Consider the following 10,823-nt stretch of genomic DNA (forward strand, 5'->3'; position numbering starts at 1 on the left):
TCAGGATCGGCGGATGGAGCGGCTGCTGTGGGACGGCGCGGCCAGCTCGGCGCAGCGCCAGCTCCTGCTCGTCTCGCCGGGGCGGCGGCCGATCTACGCCGCGCGGATAGCCTTCCAGACGCGCGCGCCCGATGCGCAGGTGCAGGCGACGGCGCTGGGCGTCGCGGCGGACCGCGATCCGGGCTTCGCGATCGATCGCGCCAACTGGCTGCGCACCACCGCACAGGGCGTCGCCGCGCGGCAATATCTCGCGGGGCTGGGAGCGTTCGACGGCGCGCCGCTCGATGCCAAGCCGTACCTCGCCGCATTGCTCAACGCCGCCAGCGGCGCCGCGCACGACGGCCAGCCGAGCCTCGCTTATCAGATCGCCACCCAGGCCGACGCCGCCTTCGTGCCCGGCGCGGCGCTGCGCGACCGTCCGCTGGCCGAGCGCGATCCCTATACCAGCCTAGTGTGGCTGGGCGGGCAGACCGCGCTCAAGAAGCTCGCCCGGCCGAGGGATGCCGAGGCGATGTTCATGCGCTACGCCGCCGCCGCGCAATCGCCGGGAAGCCAGGCCAAGGGGCATTACTGGGCGGGGCGCGCGGCGCAGGCGGCGGGCGATATCGCCGGCGCCAACGCGCATTTCGCCGATGCCGCGCGCCAGATCGATCAATTCTACGGCCAGCTCGCCACCGAACGCCTCGGGCGCACCATCGCGGTGCCCGCCGATCCGCCGCAGCCGGCGATCGGCGCCCAGCAGCGCGCCGTGTTCGACAATCGCGAGGTCGTGCGCGCCGCGCGATTGCTCGGGCAGCAGCGGCGCTGGCTCGATCAGACGCAGTTCGTCCGCCAGATCGCGCAGGACGCCCGGAGCGACGGCGACCATATCCTCGCCGCCGATCTCGCACGGACGCTGGCGCGCCCCGATCTCGGCGTGATCGTGTCGCGCGCGGCGCGGGCTTCGGGCGCGCGCGATCCGATCCGCACCGGCTTCCCGACGATCGCCGTGCCTTCCGCCTGGGCGACGCACTGGACGATGATCCACGCGCTCACCCGGCAGGAGAGCCAGTTCGATCGCGAGGCGACGAGTCCGGTCGGCGCGCGCGGGCTGATGCAACTGATGCCCGCCACCGCGCGCGAGCAGGCGGGCAAGCTCGGGCTGCCCTGGGAGCCGTACCGGCTGACCGAGGATACCGGCTACAACGTGACGATCGGCGCCTCCTTCTTCGATCGGATGATGACCTATTACGCCGGCAGCTATGTGCTGGCGGTCGCGAGCTACAATGCCGGACCGGGCAATGTGAACCGCTTCATCCGCGACAACGGCGATCCGCGGCTGCCGGGCGTCGACGTGGTCGACTGGATCGAGGCGATCCCGCTCGCCGAGACGCGCAGCTATGTGCAGAAGGTGCTGGAGAATGCGGTGATCTACGATCTGTTCAATCCCGCGCGGGCAAAGACCCCGGAGAAGAACCGCTTGTCGCATTACCTCGGGCGGCAGAGCGCGGGTTAGAAAGGCGGATCGCACGGCCGCGACGCGCGTTTGCCGTTGATGCGTCCCGCCCTCCTCCCCCTCCTCGCCGCGATCGCCACACCGGCGATCGCGGGCCCGGCCGATCTCCATTCGATCGCTGGAATGCAGAGCTATTACCGCGTGCTGATCGCCTTCGCACCGCGCCTCTCCGACCCGAGGCTGCGCGCGCAGGCCGCCGAGATGGCGCGCTTCGGCGCGGGCGCCGCCGAGCGCGATCTGCTGTTCGTCCAAGTCGGTGACGGCAAGGTGATCGGCGCCAGCGACACGCCCGCCCGGCTCGCCGCCAGGTATCGCGTGCCCGCCAACGCCTTTCGCAGCCTGCTGATCGGCAAGGACGGTACTGTCGCGCTGACGCAGGCGAGCCCGATCGCCGCCGCGACGCTGCGCGCGCGGATCGATGCGATGCCGATGCGGCGGGAAGAGGCGCGGCGCATGCGGCCGGGCCTGGGCAAGCCAAAACCTTAATCCGTCATGCCGGACTTGATCCGGCATCCCGCTTCCAACTCATTAGGTTCCAGCGGGCAGCGGGACCCCGGAACAAGTCCGGGGTGACGGTTGGATATGGGCGCGCTAGGCTCGCGTCCGCATGGCCGACGATCTCTTCGCATCCGCTTCCAGGACCAGCACCGATTACGACGCCTCCTCGATCGAGGTGCTCGAGGGGCTGGAGCCGGTGCGCCGCCGCCCGGGCATGTATATCGGCGGCATCGACGAACGCGCGTTCCACCACCTCGCCGCCGAGGTGCTCGACAATGCGATGGACGAGGCGGTCGCGGGGCACGCCAGCCGCATCGAGGTGACGCTGGGCGCGGGCAACCGCCTGACGATCACCGACAACGGCCGCGGCATCCCGATCGACGATCACCCCAAATATCCGGGCAAATCGGCGCTCGAGGTGATCCTGACGACGCTGCATTCGGGCGGCAAATTCTCGAACAAGGCCTATGCCACGTCGGGCGGTCTTCACGGCGTCGGCATCAGCGTGGTCAACGCGCTGTCCAACGATACGGTGATCGAGGTCGCGCGCGATCGCACGCTCTATCGCCAGACCTTCGCGCGCGGGCTCGCCACCTCGGGCCTGCAGACGATCGGCGCGGCGCCCAACCGGCGCGGCACCAGCGTCGCCTTCACACCCGATACCGAGATTTTCGGCGAGGCGATGCGCTTCAAGCCGACGCGGCTCTACCGGCTCGCGCGCTCCAAGGCCTATCTCTACGCGGGCGTCGAGATCCGCTGGCGCTGCGAGCCCGCGCTGATCGGCGACGATACGCCGGCCGAGGCGGTGTTCCAGTTCCCCGGCGGGCTCTCCGACCACCTCAGGGAGCAGCTCGGCAGCCGCGCCTGCGCCACCGCCGAACCTTTCACGGGGCGGCAGGATTTTCCCGAGGGGCAGGGCTCGGTCGAATGGGCGGTGGCGTGGCCGCTGCATTCGGACGGCAGCTATTCCTATTATTGCAACACGATCCCGACGCCCGATGGCGGCACGCACGAGGCGGGGCTGCGCGCGGCGCTGGTCAAGGCGGTACGCGGCTTCGGCGAGCTGGTCGGCAACAAGAAGGCCAAGGACATCGCGCCCGAGGACGTGACGATCGAGATCGAGCTGATGCTCTCGGTGTTCGTCCGCGACCCGCAATTCCAGAGCCAGACCAAGGATCGGCTGACCAGCCCCGAGGCCGCACGGCTCGTCGAAAATGGCGTCCGCGATCACTTCGACCATTATCTCTCGGACAATATGGAACGCGGGCGCGCGCTGCTCGGCTTCGTGCTCGATCGCATGGACGATCGGCTGCGGCGCAAGGCCGAGCGCGAGGTCAAGCGCAAGACCGCCACGTCGGGCCGCAAGCTCCGCCTGCCCGGCAAGCTCACCGATTGTGCGAACGACAGCCCCGAAGGTACGGAATTGTTTATCGTCGAGGGCGACAGCGCCGGCGGCTCCGCCAAGCAGGCGCGCGACCGCAAGACGCAGGCGATCCTGCCGATCCGCGGCAAGATCCTCAACGTCGCCTCGGCCAATGCCGCCAAGATCGGCGCCAACCAGGAGATCGCCGATCTCGCGCTGGCGCTCGGCTGCGGGGTGCGCGACGGCTGCGACGCGGCGGCGCTGCGCTACGAGCGCATAGTCATCATGACCGACGCCGACGTCGATGGCGCGCATATCGCGACGCTGCTGATGACCTTCTTCTTCCAGGAAATGGCGGCGATCGTCCGCGACGGCCGCATCTTCCTAGCACAACCGCCGCTCTACCGGCTGACCGCCGGCGGCAAGAGCCTCTACGCCAAGGACGAGGCGGCGCGCGCCGCGATCGAGGCGAAGGAGTTCAAGGGCAAGAAGGTCGAGGTCGCGCGCTTCAAGGGCCTCGGCGAGATGAATCCCCAGCAGCTCCGCGAAACCACGATGGACCCCAGGAGCCGCACCCTGATCCGCATCACCCTGCCCCAGGAATATGAAGAGCGCGCGGTGACCCGCGATCTCGTCGAGAGGCTGATGGGCAAGAACCCGGAACACCGCTTCGCCTTCATCCAGGCCAACGCGGCGGCGGTGGAGGATGAGGCGATCGACGCTTAGAGCTTATGCTCTCGTCACCGGCCTTGAGCCGGGGCGACGTTTTAGCTTGAACAGAACAGCCTGTAGCGCGGCTTCCGGCGCCTGGCAGACCAACCGCCGTCGTCCTCCAACGGCAAAAACGGATCATTGCCTGGGCCCGATTCCACGGTCGAATTTACTCGACCCAGCATTTTTCGATGACTTCGGCTAACATGCATCAATAAATGCCCCGTTATCTAAATCATATAGTAATCGAAGCGCGTGATTATTCGCTCAATGTCGAGTCTCTTTGAGCATAACATGTCTTTTTGCCACAGATTCTTCTAGAATTCGTAATGGTGCGAATTGCGTTTGCATGCACGCCCACCCGCATGGCATCAAGGTCGATAAGAATGATAATGAGCGTTGATGGATTGACCGCAGCAAAGGTTTAGTCGTTGTCAGCAAAACTCGCAGCGAAGGCGGCTATCCCCACCATTCTCGACGGCACGCTGGCGGATATCGCTATGGCCAGCATCCGCCTCATTCCGGATGCGATAGTCGTTGCCGATATGCGTGAGGGTGACGCACCGCTCATCTGGGTGAGTGAGCAATTCCCAGCGATCACCGGCTATAGCCGAGCCGATGCAATAGGCAAGAATTGCCGCTACTTGCAGGGCAACGATCGCTTGCAATCCGCACTCGCGCCGATACGGGATGCGCTCAGCTCCGGCACCACCACCACCGTTACATTGCGTAACTATCGTAAGGATGGCACGCTCTTCTGGAATGAGCTGACGCTTACGCCATATCCTGGAGCAGACGGTGTCGTCGAATATTATGTCGGACTTATGCGTGATGTCACCACAGCCAAAGAGAGTCTTGATCAAGCTGTACGCGATGCAAAACTGGATCGTCTCACCGACTTACCCAACCGATACACTTTTCTTGAAGATGTCGAGAATTTAGAATCTACTGATGGAAGTCGACTGTTAGTCGTAAAAATCGATGTTGCTGGGTTGCACAATATCAACAGCACCTATGGCTACGCGGCTGGCGACGAGATTATCTGCAAGATCGGCTTGAGGCTCAATTCGCTCGAGCCGGATGCATTAGGTCGGATCGGCAATAACGAGTTCGCGGTCGCCTTCCGCGTCTCAACGCTTGTCGCGGAAGAAGAGGCGCTGACGAAGATCATATCCGCGTTGCGGCCGCCCTTCACGACGCCCGATGCCATCATCAATATCCGATATGCACTTGGCTACACCGTAGGCGCCCCCGGGCAGGCTTCGGATATCCTGGCGCAGCAAGCAGGCCAGGCCCTGCATGAATCGAAAGCCGATCCGAGTCGCGCGCCGCGTCGTTTCGACGAGGCTGCCGAACTCGCCTCGCGCCACCGTAGCCGCCTGACCGCTGAGTTGCAGCAGGCGGTGCGTGATGGAGATTTCATCTATCACTACCAGCCCCAATTCGACCTACTGACGGGAAAGATCGTCGGCTGCGAAGCGCTGATCCGGTGGGAACATCCCGTCTTCGGTTTGCAAGGACCGGACACCTTCATCGGCATCGCCGAGGAAACGGGTCTGATTGTCGATATCGAACGCGTAGGCATCCGCAAGGTCGCGGCTTTTGCCGCCAAGCTGAATGCCGAGCGCGCGGACCCCTTATACTTCTCGGTGAACGTCTCTCCCCTGGAAGTCGTCAGAGGCGACCTGGAGGGCTTGATCAGGGATGTCATCGACGAAACGGGTATCGAGCCGGCTTGGCTGACACTTGAGCTGACCGAGAGCCTTCTCACCGACAGCTCTGACCGCGTCATTTCCATCTTCAATCGCATCCGCAAGCTGGGTGTTGGTCTATCGATCGATGATTTCGGAACAGGATATTCGAGTCTGCGCAGCATCGATCGTTTTCCAATTTCGGAGATCAAGATCGATCGTAATTTCACCCAGAACTTGCGAACCAGTGGGATCAAGCGGATCCTGATCGAGTCTATAATAGCGATCGGTAAAGAACTCTCCGCGAGGATCGTGGCGGAAGGTATTGAGACCATCGAACAACATAACCAGCTAAAGGAGATGGGGTGCCTGTTTGGCCAAGGCTACCTGTTGGGTCGTCCCGTTTCCGCTGAGCATTTGGTTGCGCTTGCACGGGCAACTTGAGCTAACATGATACGCCGGCCATCGAAGGTCGGCGTCCGGGTGGAGGGCTATCCCGTCAGCGCCCCGACCAGCGCCTTGACCTTCTTCTGCCGCCATTGGGGCACGGGAGCGATCAGCCAGTAGCCGCGTTCGCCTTCGACTTCGCCGAAGCTGGTGAGGCGGCCGCTCGCGAGATCGGCCTCTGCGACCAGCGCGGGGACAAGCGCGCGGCCGAAGCCCGCCGCCGCCGCATCCAGCGCGAGGCCGGCATCGCCGACCGACAACACCACCGGCAGCGTCGCGGGGGGCGCGCCGGGCCAGGTGATCGCGGCTTCGGGCGCATCGGGCAGGCCGACGAGGACATGGCGGAAATCGCCGAGCGGCACGCCCTCGTTGCTGCCCTTCGCGGCCGAGAAGCAGACCGCGAGATCGAGGTTGGCCTCGGTGAAATCGAGCGGCACGTCCGCCGGGATCACCGTGAAGCGCAGTTCGGGATCGCTCTTGCCATAGGCCGCGAGCCTCGGCCCCAGCCATTTGGCGGTGATCCCGCGCGGCGCGGCGATCGTCAGCGTCTTGCTGCTCTGCCCCGCCTGCATCGCGCGCACCGCTTCCTCGAACTCGAGGAAGCCCTGGCGCAGCGCATCGAGCCCGCGTTCGCCCTCGGGGGTCAGCTCCAGCCCCTTGGCGGTGCGGCGGAAGAGGACGACGCCGAGCGTATCCTCCAGCGCCCTGATCTGCTGGCCGACGGCGGCGGGGGTCACGGCCAGCTCGTCGGCGGCGCGGGTGAACGACAGATGGCGCGCGGCGGCATCGAGCACGCGCAATCCGTTCAGCGGCAGCAGGGTGCGCTTCATACGTCCGCCGCTGCTGGGCCGATCAGATCGAAGCGCGGGATCGCGACCTCCATCAGGCCGCCGCCGTGGCCCGCCATCCGGTAGGCGCCCTCCATCGTGCCGCGCGAGGTTTCGAGCGGGCAGCCCGAGACATAATCATAGCTCTCGCCGGGCGCGATCACCGGCTGCTCGCCGATCACGCCCTCGCCCTCGACGCGGTGGCGCTGGCCGTGCGCGTCGGTGATGATCCAGCGCCTCGTCATGAGCTGGACCGGCGCCGCGCCGTTATTCTCGATGCGGATATGATATGCCCAGAACCAGCGGCGCTTGGCGGGCTCGGACTGGTCGTCGAGATAGCTGACCGAGACGCGCACGGTGATGCCGGCGGTCGTCGCCTTGTACGGAAAGAAGATGTCGAGCGCGCCGGCGACCATCAGAGACCCGCCTTCGCGAGCGCCCGATCGAGATCCTCGATCACGTCCTGCGGATCCTCGAGCCCGACGTTGAGCCGCAGCATCCCCTCGCCCACACCCATCGCAGCGCGCACCTCTTCGGAAAGGCCGGCGTGCGTGGTGGAGGCGGGATGCGTCATCAACGACCGCGAATCGCCGATATTGTTCGAGATGTCGACCAGCGCGAGCGCATCGAGCAAGGCATGCGCCTGCGCGCGCCCGCCATCCACGATCATCGCCATGATCGTGCCCGCCGCCGCCATCTGCCGCATCGCGAGTTCATGCTGCGGATGGCTGGCGAGGCCGGGGTAGAGCAGGGTCGGCACGCGGTCTTCGAGAAAGCGCGCCACCGCCAGCGCATTTTCGCTCTGGCGGCGGATGCGCAGATCGAGCGTCTCCAGCCCCTTGAGCACCACCCAGGCGTTGAACGGCGACAGCGTCGGGCCGGTGTTGCGCGTGAAGGCGAGCAGCGTCTTCTCGATATAGTCCTCGCGCCCGCAGACCGCGCCGGCGAGCACGCGCCCCTGCCCGTCCATCATCTTGGTCGCCGAATAAGCGACGATGTCCGCGCCAAAGTCGAGCGGCCGCTGAAGCGCCGGCGTGGCGAAGGCGTTGTCGACGACGGTCGTGATGTCCGCTTTGCGTGCGATGCCGCAAACTGCTTCGAGATCAACGATATCCATCGTGGGATTGGCAGGCGTTTCGAAGAAGAAGACCTTGGTATTAGGCCGGATCGCGTCGGCCCACGCCTGATTGTCGGTGCCGTCGACGATCGTCGTCGCGATCCCGAACTTGGGCAGCAACGTGTCGGTCAGCCAGCGGCACGATCCGAACGCCGCGCGCCCGGCGACGACATGGTCGCCCTGCTCCAACTGGCAGAGCAGCGCCGCGGTCATCGCCGCCATCCCCGTCGCCATCGCACGGCAGGCCTCGGCGCCCTCCATCAGCGCGATCCGCTGCTCCAGCATCTCGACCGTGGGGTTTTGGAGGCGCGAATAGGTCATCCCCGGCGCCTCGCCCGCGAAGCGCGCGGCGACCTCGGCGGCGGTGTCGTAGGAATAGCCCGAGGTGAGGAACAAAGCCTCGCTGGTCTCGCCATATTCGGTGCGCGCGGTGCCGCCGCGCACGGCGATCGTGGCGGGACGCCAATTTCGCGTGATCGATCGATCCTGTCCGGCCTTGCGCTTCATCGCACTCCCTTGGAAAAGGCGGACCGCGCCGTCAATGGCGCGCCCGATGGAGAGACCCGATGACCGCGATCCAGGACGTGCCGCTCAAGACGATCAAGGGCCAGGACAGCAGCCTCGCCGATTATGCGGGGCAGGTGCTGCTGGTGGTCAACGTCGCCTCCAAATGCGGGCTGACGCCGCAATATGCGGGGCTGGAGACGCTCTACGAAAAATATAAGGATCAGGGTTTCGCGGTGCTGGGCTTCCCCGCCAACGATTTCGGCGCGCAGGAGCCGGGGTCGAACGAGGAAATCGCCACCTTCTGCACGACCAACTTCGGCGCCAGCTTCCCGATGTTCGAGAAGATCGGCGTCGTCGGGCCGGACAAGCATCCGCTGTACCGCGAGCTGACCGGCGCGCTGCCTACCGCGCAGAACGACGGCGGCTTTCGCGAGCGGCTCGCGGGCTATGGCATGAAGCCCAACGAGGCGCCCGAGGTGCTGTGGAACTTCGAGAAGTTCCTGATCGGCCGCGACGGCGAACCCGTCGCCCGCTTCGCGCCCGACACCGCGCCCGACGATGCCGCGCTGGTCGGCGCGATCGAGAAGGAATTGTTCGCGAGCGAATGACGATCAGACCCGACGTCATGCCGGACTTGATCCGGCATCCCGCATTCAGATCGAGAAGGGTAGCGGGACCCCGGATCAAGTCCGGGGTGACGGCGGTCGGTTACAGCGCCGCCAGCACCGCGTCGCCCATCGCCCGCGTCGTCATCGTTCCGCCGAGATCGGGCGAGCGCGCGCCGCCCGCCAGCGCCTTCGCCACCGCCGCCTCGATCCGATCCGCCGCCTCGGGCAGGCCCAGCGAATGGCGCAGCATCATCGCGGCGGAGAGGATCGCCGCCAGCGGATTGGCCTTGCCCTGCCCGGCGATATCGGGGGCAGAGCCGTGGATGGGTTCGTACAGGCCGAGCGCGCCCTGCCAGTCTCGCAGCGAGGCCGAGGGCAGCAGCCCGATCGAGCCGACGCACATGCTCGCCTGATCGGAGAGGATGTCGCCGAACAGATTGCCGGTGATCACGACGTCGAAATGCGCCGGGCGCCGCACGAGCTGCATCGCGGCATTGTCGACATACATATGCTCCAGCGCGACCTCGGGATATTCCGCCGCGACCTCGCAGACGATTTCGCGCCAGAGCTGCGACGTCTCCAGCACATTGGCCTTGTCGACCGAACAGAGCCGCCCGCGCCGGCGCCTGGCCATCTCGAAGCCGGTGATCGCGATGCGCCGCACCTCGCTCTCGTCGTAGCGCATCGTGTCGAAGCCCTCGCGGAGGCCCTCGGGGGTCGCGCGGCGGCCGCGCGGGGTGCCGAAATAGACGTCGCCGGTCAGCTCGCGCACGATCACCATGTCGATCCCGCGTACCACCTCCGGCCGCAGCGTCGAGGCATCGTCCATCCCCGGAAACAGCCGGACGGGGCGCAGATTGGCCCAGAGGCCGAGCGCGCGCCGCAAGCCCAGGATCGCCTGCTCGGGGCGCAACGGCCGCTCGAGCGAGTCGCACTCGGGATCGCCGACCGCGCCGAACAGGATCGCGTCGGCGCGCTGGGCGAGATCGAGCGTGGCGGGCGGCAGCGGATGGCCCGCCGCCTTGTAGCCCGCGCCGCCGACGGGGGCTTCCTCATAGGTCAGCGCCGCGCCGCAGACCGCGTCCAGCACGCGGCGGGCTTCGGCGACGACTTCGGGGCCGATCCCGTCGCCGGGCAGCAGGGCAATGAGCATGGTCTCTCCTCAGCGCGCTCCCTTCCCATGCACGCCAATTTTTGCAAGCCGGCTTCTCCCCTCCCGCTTGCGGGAGCGGCGTTAGCTTGTCACCCGTTTGATCCGCTCGACCAGCCGTTCGCGCGCGGGAAGGATCTGCGCGGCGCGGCCGTGGAGGAGATCGCGTTCGAGGAAGAAGCCGGTCAGACTGAGGCCGTCGAGCAGTTGCGGCCAATCCCCCGCCCCGCCCGCGCGCACGAAGGCGGGCAAGCGCAGCAGGCGATCGCGATGCGCCTCCCCCGCCGCGCGGCTGACCGCGCCGCCGCTCTTCGGGCTGACGTAGGCGAGCTCCCCCTCCCCGCCCGCGACGCAGCCCGAAAGATCGAGCCCGAAGCCGAGCTCGGCGAGCAGCAGCAGCTCGTAGCGG

10 protein-coding genes are annotated in these 10,823 nt (G+C 66.4%); 5 read left to right on the forward strand and 5 right to left on the reverse strand.

From position 1 onward, the window contains the following. The 4 genes from HUU94_RS03105 to HUU94_RS03120 form a co-directional block, all read left to right on the forward strand. Positions 1-1,495: lytic transglycosylase domain-containing protein (locus tag HUU94_RS03105; protein WP_174273657.1), on the forward strand; the 1,495-nt coding region annotated here is incomplete at its 5' end. Positions 1,496-1,534: 39 nt separating this feature from the next. Further along, on the forward strand, positions 1,535-1,981 hold the full coding sequence (locus tag HUU94_RS03110) for a DUF4174 domain-containing protein (protein WP_174273658.1): 447 nt from the start codon (positions 1,535-1,537) through the stop codon (positions 1,979-1,981). 121 nt (positions 1,982-2,102) lie between these two features. After that, a complete protein-coding gene (gene parE, locus HUU94_RS03115; protein WP_174273659.1) occupies positions 2,103-4,082 on the forward strand; it encodes a DNA topoisomerase IV subunit B in 1,980 nt (659 codons plus the stop codon). A 416-nt stretch (positions 4,083-4,498) separates the two neighbouring features. Then, a complete protein-coding gene (locus HUU94_RS03120; protein ID WP_174273660.1) occupies positions 4,499-6,202 on the forward strand; it encodes a putative bifunctional diguanylate cyclase/phosphodiesterase in 1,704 nt (567 codons plus the stop codon). Between the two features lie 47 nt (positions 6,203-6,249). Here HUU94_RS03120 and HUU94_RS03125 read toward each other — a convergent pair whose 3' ends face one another. The 3 genes from HUU94_RS03125 to HUU94_RS03135 are packed head-to-tail and all read right to left on the reverse strand — an operon-like array spanning position 6,250 to position 8,656. After that, positions 6,250-7,035, reverse strand: a complete 786-nt coding sequence (locus HUU94_RS03125) for a LysR family transcriptional regulator (RefSeq protein WP_174273661.1) — start codon at positions 7,033-7,035, stop codon at positions 6,250-6,252. Further along, positions 7,032-7,448 (reverse strand): Co2+/Mg2+ efflux protein ApaG, encoded by a 417-nt coding sequence (apaG, locus tag HUU94_RS03130; RefSeq protein ID WP_174273662.1) that lies wholly within the window; start codon positions 7,446-7,448, stop codon positions 7,032-7,034. The genes HUU94_RS03125 and apaG overlap by 4 nt, the downstream gene beginning before the upstream one ends. Then, positions 7,448-8,656 carry a trans-sulfuration enzyme family protein gene (locus tag HUU94_RS03135; RefSeq protein WP_174273663.1) on the reverse strand — a complete coding sequence of 403 codons (1,209 nt, stop codon included), beginning with the start codon at positions 8,654-8,656 and terminating at the stop codon, positions 7,448-7,450. The genes apaG and HUU94_RS03135 overlap by 1 nt, the downstream gene beginning before the upstream one ends. A 59-nt stretch (positions 8,657-8,715) precedes the next feature. On the opposite strand from HUU94_RS03135, the gene HUU94_RS03140 reads away from it, so the two are divergent. Next, positions 8,716-9,264, forward strand: a complete 549-nt coding sequence (locus HUU94_RS03140; RefSeq protein WP_174273664.1) for a glutathione peroxidase — start codon at positions 8,716-8,718, stop codon at positions 9,262-9,264. 100 nt (positions 9,265-9,364) lie between these two features. Here HUU94_RS03140 and leuB read toward each other — a convergent pair whose 3' ends face one another. Together leuB and HUU94_RS03150 are read right to left on the reverse strand one after the other, a co-directional pair. Further along, on the reverse strand, positions 9,365-10,417 hold the full coding sequence (gene leuB, locus HUU94_RS03145) for a 3-isopropylmalate dehydrogenase (protein WP_174273665.1): 1,053 nt from the start codon (positions 10,415-10,417) through the stop codon (positions 9,365-9,367). Positions 10,418-10,498: 81 nt separating this feature from the next. Beyond that, positions 10,499-10,823: DNA repair protein RecO C-terminal domain-containing protein (locus tag HUU94_RS03150; protein ID WP_174273666.1), on the reverse strand; the 325-nt coding region annotated here is incomplete at its 5' end.

The organism is Sphingomonas bacterium (assembly GCF_903644055.1).
Classification (GTDB): domain Bacteria; phylum Pseudomonadota; class Alphaproteobacteria; order Sphingomonadales; family Sphingomonadaceae; genus Sphingomonas_I.